Source organism: Rhodococcus sp. IEGM 1302, assembly GCF_030056935.1.
GTDB lineage: Bacteria > Actinomycetota > Actinomycetes > Mycobacteriales > Mycobacteriaceae > Rhodococcus_F > Rhodococcus_F qingshengii.
The window spans coordinates 26680-43630 of the sequence record NZ_JASHKY010000015.1; the positions used below are offsets into that span (position 1 = coordinate 26680).

Annotated in this window: 18 protein-coding genes; 10 read left to right on the forward strand and 8 right to left on the reverse strand. The window is 62.9% G+C overall.

What is annotated here, in order from left to right; genetic code table 11:
- Positions 1-1712, forward strand: a 1712-nt coding sequence (gene fusA / locus QM609_RS19625; RefSeq protein ID WP_283337351.1) for an elongation factor G, incomplete at its 5' end; no start/stop codon positions are given.
- A gap of 125 nt (positions 1713-1837) precedes the next feature.
- Positions 1838-3028: an elongation factor Tu gene (gene tuf, locus QM609_RS19630; RefSeq protein WP_003941926.1), complete on the forward strand. Its 1191-nt coding sequence runs from the start codon at positions 1838-1840 to the stop codon at positions 3026-3028.
- Between the two features lie 137 nt (positions 3029-3165).
- Here tuf and QM609_RS19635 read toward each other — a convergent pair whose 3' ends face one another.
- Genes QM609_RS19635 through QM609_RS19655 form a run of 5 tightly spaced genes read right to left on the reverse strand, consistent with a single transcriptional unit; the run spans position 3166 to position 5709 of the window.
- Entirely contained in the window at positions 3166-3729 is a 564-nt protein-coding gene (locus tag QM609_RS19635) for a hypothetical protein (protein WP_042921019.1), read from the reverse strand.
- Positions 3726-4700 (reverse strand): Asp23/Gls24 family envelope stress response protein, encoded by a 975-nt coding sequence (locus QM609_RS19640; protein ID WP_007728390.1) that lies wholly within the window; start codon positions 4698-4700, stop codon positions 3726-3728. The genes QM609_RS19635 and QM609_RS19640 overlap by 4 nt, the downstream gene beginning before the upstream one ends.
- Positions 4687-4866 carry a hypothetical protein gene (locus QM609_RS19645; RefSeq protein ID WP_003942043.1) on the reverse strand — a complete coding sequence of 60 codons (180 nt, stop codon included), beginning with the start codon at positions 4864-4866 and terminating at the stop codon, positions 4687-4689. The genes QM609_RS19640 and QM609_RS19645 overlap by 14 nt, the downstream gene beginning before the upstream one ends.
- A 1-nt stretch (position 4867) precedes the next feature.
- Complete coding sequence (locus QM609_RS19650; RefSeq protein ID WP_042453130.1) at positions 4868-5245, reverse strand: hypothetical protein; 378 nt, start codon at positions 5243-5245, stop codon at positions 4868-4870.
- Positions 5242-5709 (reverse strand): Asp23/Gls24 family envelope stress response protein, encoded by a 468-nt coding sequence (locus QM609_RS19655; protein ID WP_003941912.1) that lies wholly within the window; start codon positions 5707-5709, stop codon positions 5242-5244. Before QM609_RS19655 ends, QM609_RS19650 begins: the two co-directional genes overlap by 4 nt.
- 184 nt (positions 5710-5893) lie before the next feature.
- On the opposite strand from QM609_RS19655, the gene QM609_RS19660 reads away from it, so the two are divergent.
- Positions 5894-7072, forward strand: a complete 1179-nt coding sequence (locus QM609_RS19660; RefSeq protein WP_228232526.1) for an NAD(P)/FAD-dependent oxidoreductase — start codon at positions 5894-5896, stop codon at positions 7070-7072.
- Between the two features lie 42 nt (positions 7073-7114).
- Complete coding sequence (locus tag QM609_RS19665; RefSeq protein WP_042921015.1) at positions 7115-7879, forward strand: glutamate racemase; 765 nt, start codon at positions 7115-7117, stop codon at positions 7877-7879.
- A gap of 95 nt (positions 7880-7974) precedes the next feature.
- Here the strand turns inward: QM609_RS19665 and QM609_RS19670 are convergent, their stop codons facing one another.
- Positions 7975-8343, reverse strand: coding sequence for an SPW repeat domain-containing protein (locus tag QM609_RS19670; RefSeq protein WP_003941901.1), 369 nt, complete (start codon positions 8341-8343; stop codon positions 7975-7977).
- A 361-nt stretch (positions 8344-8704) separates the two neighbouring features.
- Here QM609_RS19670 and QM609_RS19675 point away from each other — a divergent pair, with 361 nt between their 5' ends.
- Together QM609_RS19675 and QM609_RS19680 are read left to right on the forward strand one after the other, a co-directional pair.
- Complete coding sequence (locus QM609_RS19675; RefSeq protein ID WP_042921012.1) at positions 8705-9442, forward strand: DNA alkylation repair protein; 738 nt, start codon at positions 8705-8707, stop codon at positions 9440-9442.
- Positions 9443-9480: 38 nt separating this feature from the next.
- Positions 9481-10785 (forward strand): glycosyltransferase 87 family protein, encoded by a 1305-nt coding sequence (locus tag QM609_RS19680; RefSeq protein ID WP_042921009.1) that lies wholly within the window; start codon positions 9481-9483, stop codon positions 10783-10785.
- On the opposite strand, the gene QM609_RS19685 is transcribed toward QM609_RS19680, so the two are convergent.
- Positions 10757-11812 (reverse strand): ferredoxin--NADP reductase, encoded by a 1056-nt coding sequence (locus QM609_RS19685; RefSeq protein ID WP_003941851.1) that lies wholly within the window; start codon positions 11810-11812, stop codon positions 10757-10759. The two genes, QM609_RS19680 and QM609_RS19685, sit on opposite strands and share 29 nt — an antisense overlap.
- A 361-nt stretch (positions 11813-12173) precedes the next feature.
- Between QM609_RS19685 and mdo the strand changes: the two genes are divergently transcribed.
- The 4 genes from mdo to QM609_RS19705 all read left to right on the forward strand — a co-directional run bounded on the left by mdo (position 12174) and on the right by QM609_RS19705 (position 16541).
- Positions 12174-13448, forward strand: coding sequence for an NDMA-dependent methanol dehydrogenase (gene mdo / locus QM609_RS19690; protein WP_003942095.1), 1275 nt, complete (start codon positions 12174-12176; stop codon positions 13446-13448).
- Between the two features lie 86 nt (positions 13449-13534).
- Positions 13535-14617, forward strand: a complete 1083-nt coding sequence (locus tag QM609_RS19695) for a MadB family AAA-type ATPase (protein ID WP_047268919.1) — start codon at positions 13535-13537, stop codon at positions 14615-14617.
- On the forward strand, positions 14614-16137 hold the full coding sequence (gene madC, locus QM609_RS19700) for a MadC family VWA domain-containing protein (protein ID WP_050656403.1): 1524 nt from the start codon (positions 14614-14616) through the stop codon (positions 16135-16137). Before QM609_RS19695 ends, madC begins: the two co-directional genes overlap by 4 nt.
- Before the next feature lie 56 nt (positions 16138-16193).
- The gene (locus tag QM609_RS19705; RefSeq protein WP_047268921.1) at positions 16194-16541 is read left to right on the forward strand and encodes a hypothetical protein; all 348 of its coding nucleotides are present in this window, start codon (positions 16194-16196) and stop codon (positions 16539-16541) included.
- Here the strand turns inward: QM609_RS19705 and QM609_RS19710 are convergent.
- On the reverse strand, positions 16530-16949 hold the full coding sequence (locus QM609_RS19710) for an RNHCP domain-containing protein (protein ID WP_037129880.1): 420 nt from the start codon (positions 16947-16949) through the stop codon (positions 16530-16532). The genes QM609_RS19705 and QM609_RS19710 overlap by 12 nt on opposite strands.
- Between the last annotated feature and the right edge of the window lie 2 nt (positions 16950-16951).

A 16951-nucleotide genomic window follows, 5' to 3' on the forward strand; every position in this document is an offset into this window, starting at 1 on the left:
CGCGCATCTGCTTCGTCAACAAGATGGACAAGATGGGCGCGGACTTCTACTTCACAGTCCAGACCATCATCGACCGCTTGGGCGCGAAGCCGCTCGTTCTCCAGCTGCCCATCGGCGCTGAGGACGACTTCGACGGCGTCGTCGACCTGGTCGAGATGAAGGCCATCACCTGGCGCGGCGTGGTCCCGACGGGAACCGCTCCGACCATCGAGGAGATCCCCGCGGATCTCGTCGAGAAGGCTGCCGAGTACCGCGAGAAGCTGCTCGAGACGGTTGCAGAGTCCGACGAAGCTCTCATGGAGAAGTACTTCGGCGGCGAAGAGCTCACCATCGAGGAGATCAAGGGCGCCATCCGCAAGATGACGGTCGCCTCCGAGCTGTACCCGGTTCTCTGTGGCTCCGCGTTCAAGAACAAGGGCGTTCAGCCCATGCTCGACGCTGTCATCGACTACCTTCCGAACCCGCTGGACATCGGCGAGGTCATCGGCCACAAGCTCGGTGACGAAGAAGTAGAGATCACTCGCAAGCCGAGCAAGGACGAGCCGTTCTCGGCTCTCGCCTTCAAGATCGCTGCTCACCCGTTCTTCGGCAAGCTGACCTTCGTCCGCGTGTACTCGGGTCGTATCGATCCGGGTGCTCAGGTGCTCAACGCAACCAAGGGCAAGAAGGAGCGCATCGGAAAGCTCTTCCAGATGCACGCCAACAAGGAGAACCCGGTAGACGAGGCCGTAGCCGGCCACATCTACGCAATGATCGGCCTCAAGGACACCACCACCGGTGACACCTTGTGCGATCAGGCGAGCCCCATCGTCCTCGAGTCGATGTCGTTCCCCGCGCCGGTCATCCAGGTCTCCATCGAGCCCAAGACCAAGTCCGACCAGGAAAAGCTGGGCGTCGCGATCCAGAAGCTCGCCGAAGAGGACCCGACCTTCTCGGTCGAACTCGACGAAGAGACCGGTCAGACCGTCATCGGCGGTATGGGCGAGCTCCACCTCGACATCCTCGTCGACCGCATGCGTCGCGAGTTCAAGGTCGAGGCGAACGTCGGTAAGCCGCAGGTTGCGTACCGCGAGACCATCACCAAGAAGGTCGAGAAGCACGACTACACCCACAAGAAGCAGACGGGTGGCTCGGGCCAGTTCGCAAAGGTCATCATCGCTCTGGAGCCTTTCGTGGGCGAAGACGGTGCTACCTACGAGTTCGAGAACAAGGTCTCCGGCGGACGTATCCCGCGCGAGTACATCCCCTCCGTGGATGCCGGTGCGCAGGACGCGATGCAGTACGGTGTTCTCGCCGGCTACCCGCTCGTGAACCTGAAGCTGTCGCTCCTCGATGGTGCTTACCACGACGTCGACTCCTCGGAAATGGCGTTCAAGGTTGCCGGTTCGCAGGCACTGAAGGAAGCCGCCCGCAAGGCCGGCCCCGTCATTCTCGAGCCGCTCATGGCTGTCGAGGTCACAACGCCCGAGGAGTACATGGGCGACGTGATCGGCGACCTCAACTCCCGCCGTGGCCAGATCCAGGCCATGGAGGAACGCAGTGGTGCCCGTGTCGTGAAGGCGCTGGTTCCGCTCTCGGAGATGTTCGGTTACATCGGTGACCTGCGGTCGAAGACCCAGGGCCGAGCGAACTTCTCCATGGTGTTCGATTCCTACGCAGAGGTTCCCGCGAACGTCTCGAAGGAAATCATCGCCAAGGCGACGGGCGAGTAAGCACAGCGAGCTCCCCAGCCCGCGCCGGCAAGTAACCTCGGTTTCTTCCGGCACGAAGCACGACCTAGTAACAACCAACCGCACTGCTGCATACGGCAAGCAACAACAGTCCAGGAGGACACAAAGTGGCGAAGGCGAAGTTCGAGCGGACGAAGCCGCACGTGAACATCGGCACCATTGGTCACGTCGACCACGGCAAGACCACGACGACGGCGGCCATCACCAAGGTTCTCGCGGATGCATTCCCCGACCTGAACGAGGCTTCGGCCTTCGATCAGATCGACAAGGCTCCCGAGGAAAAGGCTCGTGGCATCACGATCAACATCTCGCATGTTGAGTACCAGACGGAAAAGCGCCACTACGCGCACGTCGATGCACCGGGTCACGCCGACTACATCAAGAACATGATCACCGGCGCAGCTCAGATGGACGGCGCTATCCTCGTCGTCGCAGCTACCGACGGCCCGATGCCCCAGACGCGCGAGCATGTCCTGCTCGCTCGCCAGGTTGGCGTTCCTTACATCCTCGTCGCCCTGAACAAGGCCGACATGGTTGACGACGACGAGATCCTCGAGCTCGTCGAGATGGAGGTCCGCGAACTGCTGGCCGCTCAGGAATTCGACGAGGAAGCCCCCGTCATTCCGATCTCGGCACTCAAGGCACTCGAGGGTGACCCGAAGTGGACGCAGTCCATTCTCGACCTGATGGCTGCTGTCGACGAGTCCATCCCGGACCCGATTCGTGAGACCGAGAAGCCCTTCCTCATGCCCGTCGAGGACGTCTTCACGATCACCGGCCGTGGCACCGTTGTCACCGGTCGTATCGAGCGTGGCGTTGTCAACGTCAACGAAGAGGTCGAGATCGTCGGCATCAAGGAAACCTCGACCAAGACCACGGTCACGGGTATCGAGATGTTCCGCAAGCTGCTCGACTCGGGCCAGGCCGGCGACAACGTCGGACTGCTCGTTCGTGGCATCAAGCGCGAAGATGTCGAGCGTGGACAGGTTGTCGTCAAGCCGGGCACCACGACTCCCCACACGGAGTTCGAGGGCCAGGCATACATCCTGTCGAAGGACGAGGGCGGCCGCCACACCCCGTTCTTCAACAACTACCGCCCGCAGTTCTACTTCCGTACCACGGACGTTACGGGCGTCGTGACGCTGCCTGAGGGCACCGAGATGGTCATGCCCGGTGACAACACCGAGATGTCCGTCAAGCTGATCCAGCCTGTCGCCATGGACGAGGGCCTGCGCTTCGCAATTCGCGAAGGCGGCCGTACGGTCGGCGCCGGCAAGGTTGCCAAGATCATCAAGTGAGACTCTTGTCTCGCTAGCTGATTCACAGCACTGAAAAAGGCGCTCATTCCCTTCGGGGAGTGAGCGCCTTTTCTGTGTCTTCCATCGGTTGGCCTGTGATCGAGTGTTCGGTGATCGGGTGCCTGCGTGGTTCTTGCTTACTTGTTGGCTTCCACCCGGTCGAGGTGCAGCAGAACCTGTACTGCGACGGTTGAGCCGTCGAGGCTGCGCCTGGTTGCGCCGGCGATACGTTCGGCCGAAGCGGTGAATCCGGCGACGTCGATCGACGGATCTGCAGTGACGACAATCGACAGCGTCGGCAATCCGCGATCGACCGTCGCTTTGCTCTTGGTGCTCCGCACGCCGGTCAGCTGAGCGAGCTCGGCCGCTACGCCGTCTGCGACGGGTCCGAGATCCACGCTGACGTCGGTACCGGATTCGTTGTGCCGCAATGTGACTGCGCTTGTACGGCGCCGGCGAAGGTTCAGGTACAACAGCCCGAAACCGGCGAAGACACAGAGGACGAAGGTGCCCGACAGTACCCAGTGCCACCACGGCTCCTCCGGAAGGCCGAAGAGGACCTCCCGATCGAGGCGTGACACCCAGGTTCGAATCAGCGACGCGCCCGCGTCCCACGCGATGGCGTATGCGCCCGCCGCGAGGAGTGCGATTCCGACGATGAGGACGATGATCCGATCGACCACGGAGATCCAACGGTTCACGAGGCGTCCTTTCGTCGTACTACAGTTTCTCGCACGACAACCGAAAGTTGCAGTGGCCGCTGCAGTATCGCGAGATGAGGCCGAACCGCCGCGTCGACGGCTGCGGCAAGTTCAGCTCGATCGCCACCGGTCGATTCGATGTGGACCTTGACGTGTTTACGGTCGACGCTGGTGTGAGCCGAGCCGACGCCGGGAACGACCGCTGCGTGGCTACTGCACAGACGTGCAATGTCAGTCGGCCGCATCCACACCGTCGATGCGCTCGGGTTCCCGAGTGGGACATGGGTTTTCGCACGGCGTTTGATCGCCGACATTATCAGGACAACACCCGCGACAACGGCAGCGATTGCCACCGGAAGTAGCCACGGTTGCCAGTGCAGACGAGACGTCCACTCCACGGAGTTTCGGATCCAGGGTGCCGATTCGAAAGTTCCACGGTTGATGAACCATTCGCGCGAGACGACGAAGGCGAGTGCGAGTAGACCACACGCGATGACGACGGCCGAAACTGCGGCCGCCGGGTTCGCAGAGGGGACACGCGGCGGAATCGGATCCGAGAGTGCCTGCTGTGCCGGGCCCTCCGCGATCTCGACGCCGGAAACACAGGAGTCGTCAGAACCCTCGGTTGCCGCGATCATCACGTTCATGTCGTGGAGTGGAAGCCCGGTCAGCGATTCGACGCTGCGTCCGACTTCCGTTCGCACCCGGCCGGTCAACTCGGTGACCGAACACGGCCAGGACACGGCGAGGAAGAGATTGATGGCGACGGCGTCGCTACCCATCGAGATGTCGGCTCGCGGAAGGTCGCGTCCTGTCAGGCGAGTCAAGCCACCGGACTGGCGGACCACCCCCGGGACGTTCACCGCTGCGGCCGTGGCGATCTTGGCCATCGCACGGTCCTTGATGACCAAGGAGCCGCGTAGACCAGGATCGTCCGCTGCGCTGGGATCGGACGGCTCAGCCACGGCCACGGCTTCGGAGGATCGCGCCGAGGTCGAGATGTCCGTCGCGGTGTGCTCCGATCGCCATACCGGCGGCGCCGAGCAGGACTGCGAAGACGAAACCGCTGAACCCACCCATGATTCCGGCGAGTGCGAGGAGCAGACCGACCAGCAGTCCGACGGTGGTGCTGTTCATGTCAGTTCCCTTCTCGAATGTTCGGTGCAATGTCTGTGACGGTGGCAGGCTCGGTGACTGCATTTTCGGCATCAACGGGTAGATATCCCGCTGTCGACAGGTCGCCGACGGTCACGTTCACCGGTACGTCGACCAATCTCGCCACCACCGCTCGTACGCGTTCGGCGACGCTGCGAACGTCTGCCGGATAGTGAACGGAAATGTGTACAGCACAGGAGTTTTCGTCGACGACGACGCCGGTGATGCGGCGTCCGGGGAGGTAGGTTCCCACTTCGCCGAACTGTCCTCCGTGCAGATCTGCCACTTCCGGGATGGCAAGAACCGCGTCGGCGACTACCTCGGCCGCGTCGATCTCGCGGCCGGCGTCGGCGGTACTCACTGAACCCTCGGCTTGGCTTCCGGATCGGTACTGCCGCCGCTCTCTGCATCCTCGAAGAGCATGACGTCGAAGACGGTGATGTTGACCTCGGTGACCTCGAGACCCGTCATGCTTTCCACTGCGGCAATGACGTTGCGGCGGATACCTACCGCCAGTTCGTGGAGTGCGACGCCGTACTCGGCGACAATGCCGATGTCGATGGCGGCTTGTTTCTCGCCTACCTCCACCGCCACGCCCTGGGCATGGTTGACGCGGGCGCCCGGTATGCGGTCGCGAAGTGCCCCCACCGCACGCGCTGTGCCCCCGCCGACGTCGTACACGCCGTTGATCTCGCGGGTCGCGATACCGGCGATCTTGGCGACCACGGCGTCGGCGATGATCGTCTTACCCTGGGTGCTGACTAGTTCCGCGCCACCGTCGGCGCCGAATCGGACGCTGTTCTTTTCACTGGAATCGCTGGTCATGGGGGCTCCCTGCTCATGTGTCAGTGCGTGCGTCTGAAGTACCTCCAACTGTAGTGACTGGTAGGTGACCATGCGGGATGCACCACACCTACTCCGGCATTTGGTATGGCAGAGTCGGAGGCAAATAGTGACGGCGTTCATAGTGAGCGCTGCAAGTGACGTGGGTCGGACAGGGTGGTACGTGGTGGCACGGATAGTGATCGTGGGTGCGGGTTTGTCGGGACTGCGGACCGTCGAGGAACTGCGACGAGCGGGTTTCGAAGGTGAATTGACGCTCGCGGGTGGGGAAACGCATCTGCCCTACGACAGGCCTCCGTTGTCGAAGGAAGTGATCCGCGGCGACAAGGACGAGACGACCTTGCGTCCGGCCGAGTTCTACGTCGAGAACAAGGTCGATCTCAAGCTCGGTTCGCCGGCAACCTCGGTGGACACGGTCGCCAAGTCGGTGGCGTTCGCCGACGGATCCACCCTGGACTACGACGAGTTGGTCATCGCGACCGGACTGACTCCGCGTCGCATCGCCGGCCTTCCGGAGTTGTCCGGAGTGCACGTTCTGCGCTCCATCGAGGAAGCGTTGGCCCTCCGCGCCGACCTTGCTCCCGGTAAGCGTGCGCTGATCGTCGGGGCCGGCTTCATCGGCTGCGAACTGGCCGCGAGCATGAAGTCTCACGGCGTCGACGTCGTGTTGCTCGAACCCCAGCCGACGCCGCTGGCGTCGGTGCTCGGCCCCACCGTCGGCGCCCTCGTCGAACGTCTGCATCGGAACGAGGGCATCGACGTCCGAGTCGGTACGGGCTTGACCTCGTTGTCCGGCGACGGAGCGGTTGCCGCTGCGACCTTGAGTGACGGTTCGGAAATCCCGGTCGACGTGGTCGCGATCGGAGTCGGTTCGGTGCCGGTCACGGAATGGCTCGACGGTTCGGGGATCGAACTCGACAACGGAGTGCTCTGCGACGGCGTCGGCCGCACCAGCACCGAACACGTCTGGGCGGTCGGCGACGTCGCGTCCTGGCAGATCGGAGATCGACGCAAGCGTGTCGAACACTGGACCAATGCTGGGGACCAGGCCAAGATCCTGGCGGGAGCGATCACCGGAACGGGTGATCCGGATGCGCCGGCGCAGGTTCCGTACTTCTGGAGCGATCAGTACGACGTCAAGATCCAGGCATTGGGGACCGTCGCACCCACGGACACCGTTCACATCGTGAAGGACGACGGCCGAAAGTTCGTCGCCTACTACGAGCGCGACGGTGTGCTGGCAGCTGTCGTCGGCGGCGGTAGCGCGGGAGCTGTGATGAAGATGCGCGCGAAGATCGCAGCCGGCACGCCCATCTCGGACGTGTTGGAGTCCACACCGGCCTGAACGGATGAGGCAGGACCGGTTCCGAGACGATAGATTTGTGCGGTGATCGTTGCACTCATCGACTCGGGACTGGGCCTGCTCCCTACCTCTGCGTGGCTCAGACGCCTGCGCCCGGATCTCGATCTTGTGCTGTCCCTCGATCCGGACGGCGCCCCCTGGGGGCCCAAGCCCGAGGAGTGGGTCGTCGACCGGGTACTCGGTGCGGTGCGCCGGAGCCTCGATCGTGGGGCTCAGGTCATCGTTCTTCCATGCAATACCGCGAGCGTCACCGCTCTCCCACACGTCCGTGAACTGGTCGGACCGGGTGTGCCGGTCATCGGAACGGTGCCCGCGATCAAGCCCGCGGCCGCCGCGTGCGATTCAGTGGCGATCTGGGCTACCGCCGCGACGACTGCCAGCCGGTACCAAGCCGATCTGATCGAACAGTTCGGCAACGGCGCCAAAGTCGTCGGGGTGCCGTGCCACGGCCTGGCCGATTCGATAGACCTCGGTGATCGTGCAGCCGCACTTGCAGCCATCGAATCCGCAGTGGCCCGGACGCCGGACGACGTCAACGGCGTTGTCCTCGGCTGCACGCACTACCCACTGCTCGCGGACGAAATCGCAGCGCGGCTACCCGCCGGCGTCACACTCTTCGACAGTGCCGAAGCCGTTGCACGACAGACCCTGCGGCGGATCGACGGGCTCGGTGACGCGGGTGAAGGATCGGGAACCGTCGAGGTTTTCGTGAGTGGTCGTCCGGGCGCGCTACCGCCCAGCGCCGAAGCCTTCGACGCCGGGCGGTTGTTGGGCGCGATCAAAGCCTGATCCAACCTGTATTCAGCCATTCATCAACGGGCAGCTACTCCGCTCTGTCAATGGGCGGCTACGCCGCTCCGTCAATGTGCGGCTACGCCGCTCCGTCAATGTGCGGCTACGCCGCCGTGACCCCCGTGATGCATCCGCGCACTCATCACCGGCATCGCACTCACCGCGACCACAACGGTCAGGACCCCGACCACCCAGGCCGTCCACGACGCACCGCGTAGAGCGTCGAAGCTCATGACCCAGGGTGAAATGAACATCAAGACGCCGAAAACGCCCATCGCGTAATCCGCCATGGCCATGTCCGGACGTGCCATGTGCGCCAGACCCGACAGTGCAACCAGGACACCCAGGACGACGAGTGACCACATTGCCCGATCGGTGGTGTCGAGCCACATCGGCGAGAGAGCCGCAAAGACGCCGAGAACCACCGCGACGGCATCTTGCATTCGATTCCACGACTTCATGACGAGACCTCCAAAGACGAGAGTGTGTCCACCTGTAGTACACGCCCGCGGCAGATCGAGATCAACTCTCCGCCAATTGCATTCGCGTTGCAGTTAGAGGCGATGTGGCGGCTCGAATATCAAGATTTGTGACTATTCGTCCGGATTGCCACGAGCCCGCGCGGAGCGCTGGCCGCGATATGTCCCGAGAGTGCCATGAGGGTGAGAGTGGTGAATGCGATAGCGGCGGTGATCATGGGTGGTCCTTTCACTGACTGTCCTCGAGTGTCGTCTGCCGACCTGTGGCCGAGCAGGGCACACGGTGTGAGGACGCTGAGAGAATCGAAGAGTCCGCACAGACGACCCGTGAGAAGGTTCTGGGGTGACGCAATCGAGTGCCCAGGACGTGATCGAACAGTTGGCCGACCTCGCGGATCCCGCGGATGCCGTCCAGCTACAGAAGTTCTTCAAGACAGCGCCGGGGGAGTACGGAGAGGGTGACGTCTTCATCGGCGTGCGAGTACCGAAGACGCGTTCGGTGGTGAAGAAGCATGTCGGTCTCGAGTTGCCTCAGGTACGCCTCCTTCTCGACAGCGACGTCCACGAGCATCGCTTGGCCGGTCTGTTGATCCTTGTTGCTCGATTCGAAAAGGTCAGTCGCCCAAAATTTTTCGACGACGAGAGTCGCTCCCGCATCGCCGACTTCTATCTCAGCGCTGTCGAGGACGGGCGGGTGAACAATTGGGATCTCGTGGATTCGTCCGCCGGACAGATCCTCGGCGGCTGGCTGTACGACCGAGATCGCCGGCTGATCTTCGAGCTTTCCGATTCGGGTGACCTGTGGCGACGACGGGTGGCGCTGCTGACGACGTACGGATTCATCACTCGCGGCGACGGGTCGACCACGCTCGAGCTTGCCGCGCGGGTGCTGGGTGATCGACGAGACCTGACCCAGAAAGCGATGGGCTGGATGCTCCGCGAGGTGGGCAAGCGGGTGGACCGGGATTTGTTGACCGGTTTCCTCGCGACGAATGCAGCAGACATGGGACGCACGGCACTGAGCTACGCGTGCGAACACCTGACCGCAGACGAGCGAGCGCACTTCCGGGCGGCCCGCTAGCGAAGTACCGCTCGGTAGGTTGTGGGACGATTCTCGGTATGCCCGCCACCCGTGTCGAGGCGTCTCGAATTGTGACGATCGGTTCACTGATCGCTGCCGGCGTCGCAGCTCTGTGTTATCTCGTGTACTCCGTTCGAGCCGTCGAACCCGTTGATTTTCTCGTCTACCGCTACGCTGCCCAGGCGTTCGCAGCGGGATCGAACATCTACGAGGGCAATCTGTCCGGCCCGTTGATCGTCGACGAGGGTATGCCGTTCACCTACACCCCGTTCGCGGTGATCTTCCTCTGGCCGACTGTCCTCTTCGACTGGTGGACTGCCTATCTGCTGTGGTCGGGATTGTGCATCGCGGCGTTGGTGTGGACGGTTGCGAGGTTCACTCCCGCTCGCGTCCCCAAGCGGCCGCTCGTCATGGCGGCATTGGTCCTGGCCGTGTCGGTGACTCCCATCGTCAGTGCGCACATCTCATTCGGCCAGGTGAACTTGGTGCTGATGGCGCTCGTACTGCTCGATGTGACTCGCCGAGAGGATTCGAGATTCGGCCGGTGGTTTCCGCGAGGACTGCTGATCGGCGTCGCGGCCGCGATCAAGCTGACTCCGGCTCTCTTCATCGTCTACTTCGTCGTCACGAAGCAGTGGCGACTCGCGATCTGGAGTTCGATCGGATTTGCCGCGGCGACCGCCGTCGCAGCAGTGGTGGACCCGGCCGTCAGCTGGACCTTCTGGTCGGACGTAGTCTGGAACCTCAGCGACCGGGTGGATTTGAGCGGGCAGGCGATCGCGAGTGCCGGCAACAGTTCGCTGCAGGGCGGACTTGCCGCGCTGGGCCCATGGACAGCGTCTCTGGCGATGCCGTCGACCGTGCTGTGCGCGGGGGTAGCGCTATGGATCGCCCGAGATGTCTATCGCGTCGGGCGAGCGGTCGATGCGGCGTTGGTGATCGGATTGAGCGCGCCGATTCTTTCGCCGATCAGCTGGATTCACCACTGGGTGTATCTCGTGCCTGCTGCCGTCACGGTTCTCTTTCGGCTTCGATCGCCGCTGCAGTTCGGTGCGGCCGCTCTGGGGTTGGCCATCGTCTACTGCGGGCCGAGTATGGGACAGCAGTTCATCGAGACGTCACCGCTCCTGCTGCCGTTCGGGTTGGTCCTTCGTGAGGGTTTCCTGATCGTGACCCTCGTACTGATTCTTGCCCTGTGGCGGTTGCCCACAACGGCGCCTGCGTGGGTTTCGCGGCGGGACTCGGGAGACTCCGAACATGACGAAGCCCCCGATTCCGCAGGGAATCAGGGGCCGTCATGCATCGAAGCAGGGTTCAGAACTCGATCTTCAGGTGATCGGTGATCGGCTTCGCCTGGCAACCGAGGATGTAGCCGTTCGCCACGTCCTCGGCGTCGAGGATTTCGGAGTTGTCCATCTGAACTTCGCCTTCGGTGACGGTGCAGGCACACGACCCGCACTCGCCTTCCTGGCAGGAGTACGGCACGTCGAGGCCCTTGGCGAGCATGATGTCGACGAGCGTCTGCTTGCGCGGCCAGACGAGGGTGTGGGTTTCACCGTCCAGTTCGACCTCGACGGTTGCGGCGTCGGCTGCTTCCTCGTCGGAGACCTCGGCTACCTCGACGTCACGGAACGGGTCACCCGCGAGTGAATTGAAGACCTCGGCGTGAACCTGCGTGCGGGGCATGCCGGCCTCTGCCAGTGCCTTGTGGACGGCGTCCATGAAGGGGCCTGGACCGCACATGAAGGCCTCGTACGCGACAAATGGCTTGGCCAGTGTCGCCAACTGTGAGACGGCGGGGAGTCCCTGCACGGTTTCGATCCAGTGGACAACGGTGAGGCGGCCGGGGTGTTGCGCTGCCAATTCGCGAAGTTCGGCGCCGAAGATAACGGACTTCTCGTCGCGGTTCGCGTAGATCAGCACGACGTTGCCGCTGCCCTGCGTGAGGGCGGACTTGAGGATCGAGATCACCGGAGTGATTCCGCTGCCTGCACCGAAGAGCAGGAAGTCGTGATCGAGCGACTTGGGCGTGAAGACACCTGACGGCGGCAGCACTTCGATGGTGTCGCCGACCTGGAGCTTGTCGCACAACCAGTTGGAGCCGTAGCCGTCGACGGTTCGCTTGACGGTCACCTTGGGGGCGTCGTCGGTGAAGGGTGAACTGGCCAGCGAGTAGCAGCGTGCGACCGAGCCGGTCTGATCACTCGGGATGCGCAGGGTCAGGAATTGACCTGGCTTGTAGTCGAACTTGTCCTTCAGTTCTGCGGGAATCTCGAACACCAGCGACCGGGCGTCGGAAGTCTCTTCGATGACTCCGGACACGGTGAGTACCGCCGATCGCGAGCTGTGCGGTACCTCGACTGTCGTCATCGCGAAGCTAGTCCTCTCGTGAAGCTGGGTAAAGCGCAGGTCAGTGAAGTGCAACATCTAGAACGTGTTCTAGTTCAATGTTAGCAGTGATGAAAAGCTACTGGGGATCGTAGTCGCCGAGCAACACGTTCCCGATCAGCGGGAACCACGGCGGTCTGATCCAGCCGTCCTGGCAGTCCGGGGTGGCGTCGACCTGCCCGAACGGGCGGTTCGTGAGTGGCGTCCGGGCGGTTGAGCTGCCGAAGTCTGTGCACGGGCTGTTTGTCGGTACACAGTGGGAACCAGGTGAGACGCCGGTCACAAAGATTCGGCTCGAATCCCTCCCGCAGTCACATTCGTGCACATCCCTGAGGAGATACCGATGGCTATCGAGCTCAACCAGATCTGGGACTTTCCCATCAAGGAGTTCCACCCCTTCCCTCGCGCCCTGATGGGTGTGGGCGCTCACGACATCATCGGGGTGGAGGCCAAGAACCTCGGCTTCAAGCGCACCCTTCTGATGACGACCGGTCTGCGCGGTTCGGGCATCATCGAGGAACTCGTCGGCAAGATCGAGTACCAGGGTGTCGAGGTCGTGCTCTACGACAAGGTCGAGTCGAATCCCAAGGACTACAACGTCATGGAGGCCGCGGCTCTCTACCAGAAGGAGAAGTGCGACTCGATCATCTCGATCGGCGGTGGTTCGAGCCACGACGCCGCCAAGGGCGCTCGCGTCGTGATCGCACACGACGGTCGCAACATCAACGAGTTCGAGGGCTTCGCCAAGTCCACCAACAAGGAGAACCCGCCCCATATCGCCGTATCCACCACGGCCGGAACGGGTTCCGAGACGTCGTGGGCGTACGTCATCACCGACACGTCGGACATGAACAACCCGCACAAGTGGGTGGGCTTCGACGAGGCGACCATCGTCACCCTGGCGATCGACGATCCGCTGCTCTACTACACCTGCCCTCAGCATTTCACCGCGTACTGCGGCTTCGACGTACTCGCGCACGGCAGTGAGCCTTTCGTGTCTCGTCTCGATTTCGCGCCTTCGCTCGGTAACGCGATCTACTCGGTCGAGTTGGTCGCGAAGAACCTGCGCGAGGCCGTCTTCGAGCCTCGCAACCTCAAGGCCCGCGAGGGAATGATGAACGCGCAGTACATTGCCGGGCAGGCCTTCAACTCCGGTGGCCTCGGCATCGTTCACTCGATCTCGCACGCGGTCAGTGCCTTCTTCGACAGCCACCACGGTCTGAACAACGCCATCGCGTTGCCGCGTGTGTGGGAGTACAACCTGCCTTCGCGCTACGAGCGCTACGCCCAGTTGGCCGGCGCACTCGGTGTCGACACTCGCAACCTCACCACGGTTCAGGCCGCAGATGCTGCCGTCGAGGCTGCCATCCGTCTGGCCAAGGACGTCGGTATCCCCGACAACTTCGGTCAGGTTCGCACCGACTCGTACGCGAAGAACCAGATGAACACCAAGAAGTACGAGGGCCGTGGTGATGTCATCAAGGGTGACGAGAAGACTGTGCGCGCCATCTCCGAGCACATTCAGGACGACTGGTGCACCCCGGGCAATCCCCGTGAGGTCACCGTGGAGTCGATGATCCCGGTTGTCGATCACGCGATCAACAAGTCGTACTTCTAGCAGGGCCTTCGGCCCCGTGCGCCTTTTTGGTAGCCCGCACTACCAAAAAGGCGCACATGGGCTGTGCCCCTATCGAAAGGTGTTCCATGTCCGGTCGCAGTTTCTCCAGCGGAATCGAAGTGAAAGATGCTCTGCGAGAGCAGGACTACATTGCCGATGACGAGTTCGCGGTAGTCGTTCATCTGGCGACGGCGCTGGGGCGCCCGCTCCTGCTCGAAGGTCCGGCCGGTGTCGGCAAGACGGAACTGGCGAAGTCTCTGGCTGCGATCGGGGGCCGCAAACTGGTGCGATTGCAGTGCTACGAAGGGCTGGACGACAATCGCGCCCTGTACGAATGGGACTACGCGAAGCAACTCCTGCACGTGCAGATGCTCCGCGACCGGATCAGCGATCAGGTTTCCGAATTCGACAGCGTCGCCGAAGCGTCCAAGTTTCTGGCCGATCAGGATTTCGGTTTGTACTCCGAGAACTTCCTGTCCGTACGACCGCTGCTCGAAGCAATCCTCTCACCCGATCCGGTAGTGCTTCTGGTCGACGAGGTAGATCGCACCGAGGAATCGATGGAAGCACTGCTCCTCGAGATTCTCGCCGAACAGCAGATCACCATTCCCGAGGTCGGTACGTTCGTTGCCCGCTCGCAGCCCTGGGTCATCCTGACGTCCAACGACACCCGCGAGCTCTCACCCGCGCTCAAGCGTCGTTGTCTGCATTACCATCTCGGCTATCCGACATCGGAGCGTGAACGCGAGATCGTCACGGCCCGAGCGCCTGAGGTGGATACGGCTACGGCCACCGAGGTTGTCGAATTGGCTCGCATCTTGCGTGATCTCCCGCTGCGCAAGAGCCCGTCCATCTCGGAGGTCATCGACGCGGCCAGAGCGGCAACAGTGCTCGCGGCCGGCGGATTCGACACCGCTTCCGACGCCAAGGTGCGCGACATCCTGCTCACGGCGTTGCTCAAGTACTCGTCCGATGTGACGCTGGCCAAGGAACGATTCGACGGAAAGCGTTTCGAATCATCGTCGCGTGACGGTGGCGAGCCGATCGAGCGGGCCACGGTGGCAAGCAAACCCGCCAACACGACGACGGCCGTGTTCCGGGGCACGGGTGGACGTGACCCTCATCAACAGGGAATCCGCGGCGGCAGCGGAATCCGTTCGACGCGATGACGACGCTCGGTGGCCTTGCCGTGTGGCAACCGTCGTTTGTTCTCGACGTGGTGTCCGCGAGTTTCGGCCGATTGCTGAGGGCGGCCGGAGTTTCCGCGTCACCGGCCGAGGTCATCGAGGTTCGGCGTGTTCTCGCGATGGTCGGCGCTTCGGATCGTGAGACGTTGCGAGCATGTCTTCGGGCAGTGTGCGCCAAGTACTCTCACGAGCAGGCCGGTTTCGATCGGGCGTTCGACGCGCTGTTCCGGCCAGCCGCAGGCAAAGCGCACGCCGAGCGGATGGCTTCGCGCGCCGAGGTGGCGGACGGTCTGCCCACCGCGCTGGGGATCGACGAGGATCAAGAAGTAGGCCGGTATGCCGAGTACAACGAGCGTGCAGCCGAGGTCGGCGACTACTTCGATACTCCGGAAGCGGAGAAGGGGTTCAACCCGCACAAGGACGACGACGATGTGTCGATGACGTCCAGCGATGCGGAACTGTCGGTGGATACCGGTTCGGAGACCGGTCGACGGGGAGTCAGCTACACGGTCGACGTGGACCGTGCCGCATCGGCAGTGGTCGGCGACTTGAGCACCAGTGTTGCTGCAGCAGTGGTCGGTTCGTTGTCCTGGGACGATCCGACGTCGATCCTCGCCTGGCTGGATGCATACGACCCGAGCAAAGCGTATGCGGACGTCTCCGACGACGGGCCGCTGACGCAGGCGCAACTGAACCGGCTCGTCGAGGCGGTCGAAGCGTTCGTGCAAGCACTCTCGGCCGCTGCACTCGCCGAAAGCGCTCCCGATGCGCCCGACAGCGAATCTGCTGCGGGCGCAACGCACAACGACATCGAACTCGCGTGCCACGAAGTGCTTCGGCGGATGAGAGGACCGTCCAGACCGCGGCCCCGAGAGCGCTCTCGTGGGCATCTCGACATGCGGCGCACGGTGCGTTCGAGCCTGCGCACCGACGGGATACCCTTCCATCTCGTCGTGAAAGCTCCTCGCCCCGATCGTGTTCGACTACTTCTCATCGCCGACGTGTCGCTGTCCGTGCGCCCCATCACCGCGTTCACTCTGCGCTTGGCTCAGGCAATGCATCGCCGAGCAGATCGTTGTGAAGTCCTCGCCTTCGTCGATCGTCCGGTCGACGTGACCGACACCCTTCTCGCCAGTAGTGGTGACGGCGCACTGGCCGCGGTACTCGCGCACCCGGGTCTGGATCTGGAAGCCAGCAGCGATTACGGGCGGGTGCTCACAGAATTGTTGGACGAGCACGGAAACACCTTGAACTCACGGACGTCTGTCATCATCGTGGGCGACGGTCGGTGCAACGGGTTGCCCCCGCAGGCGGACAAGCTCGAGGAACTCCGCCGAAAGGTCCACCGTCTGGCCTGGATTACGCCTGAACCACAGCGTTACTGGAACCAGGCATCGTGCGCGATGCCGGAGTATTCGGAGATCTGCGACGAGGTTGTTGTTGCCCGAGATGCCGCGCAACTGATGGCAAAGGCCGCCGAGCTGGGGCACGCACTTCGCTGATGTCAGTGCACTTCACCGATGTCACTGCGCGATCTGTCGTGAACTAGTTTGATCTCATGTCCGAAATCAGGGGATCGATCTGGCGACCGATCGCGGCGCTGACAGTGCTCGGCGCCGTGTGTGGGGTTGTGGCGCTCGGCGTGTTTCAGTGGTGGTGGAAGTCGTTGGCGTCACCGCACATTCTCACCGGAGGATCCTATCGGGAGCCGTTTTCCGAACCGACATACACCGGACCCGGATTCATGGACCTCTTTCCGGCAGAACCTGCCCCGTGGCTGTACTCGGGACTGGTCCTCGGACCGACGGCGGTGGGCTTGCTCGCCGGGATCGTGTTCGTGGTGTTCGTCCGGTGTAATCGTGCGCAGAACCGCACGATTGCACCGGACGAATCATCAGAGCGCTAGCAACGCGCGCGAGCGCAGGCGAGGGTCTGCCAACGGACGTAGCGCCAAGCGCAGCAGGACCAAGACGTTGTCGTCGCCGGCAATCCTGTTGACTTTCAACGTATTGCACTCGACACACTGGTGAACGAGCATCCATTCACCGTCTTGCCGGACCGACAGGCAGAGCGCCGCCATGGCACCTCGGCACTGTTGTGCTCGGTCGCCCGGAACGCGACCGTCCACGTGGCGGCTGGCCAGACAGTTCGGGCAGTGGTTCCGATGAGCGGTACCCGGCGCCGCAGTGGAGATGTCCAAACGGCATGTGAGACAACGGAAGCTCGATCCTTGTTCTCCGCCGATTCCGTGCAGTACGTGCTTGGCCCGTTGCGGTGCCCGCCGCGGGCGGGTGCTGGGATTCCTACGTGGCATCT

Bases quoted from the DNA above. Each gene is read 5' to 3' on its own strand.
- QM609_RS19645 (WP_003942043.1), bottom strand. From the start codon at position 4,866: ATGAACAGCACCACCGTCGGACTGCTGGTCGGTCTGCTCCTCGCACTC.
- QM609_RS19655 (WP_003941912.1), bottom strand. From the start codon at position 5,709: ATGACCAGCGATTCCAGTGAAAAGAACAGCGTCCGATTCGGCGCCGAC.
- QM609_RS19670 (WP_003941901.1), bottom strand. From the start codon at position 8,343: ATGAAGTCGTGGAATCGAATGCAAGATGCCGTCGCGGTGGTTCTCGGC.
- QM609_RS19680 (WP_042921009.1), top strand. From the start codon at position 9,481: ATGCCCGCCACCCGTGTCGAGGCGTCTCGAATTGTGACGATCGGTTCA.
- QM609_RS19685 (WP_003941851.1), bottom strand. From the start codon at position 11,812: ATGACGACAGTCGAGGTACCGCACAGCTCGCGATCGGCGGTACTCACC.
- mdo (WP_003942095.1), top strand. From the start codon at position 12,174: ATGGCTATCGAGCTCAACCAGATCTGGGACTTTCCCATCAAGGAGTTC.
- QM609_RS19695 (WP_047268919.1), top strand. From the start codon at position 13,535: ATGTCCGGTCGCAGTTTCTCCAGCGGAATCGAAGTGAAAGATGCTCTG.
- madC (WP_050656403.1), top strand. From the start codon at position 14,614: ATGACGACGCTCGGTGGCCTTGCCGTGTGGCAACCGTCGTTTGTTCTC.
- QM609_RS19705 (WP_047268921.1), top strand. From the start codon at position 16,194: ATGTCCGAAATCAGGGGATCGATCTGGCGACCGATCGCGGCGCTGACA.
- QM609_RS19710 (WP_037129880.1), bottom strand. From the start codon at position 16,949: ATGCCACGTAGGAATCCCAGCACCCGCCCGCGGCGGGCACCGCAACGG.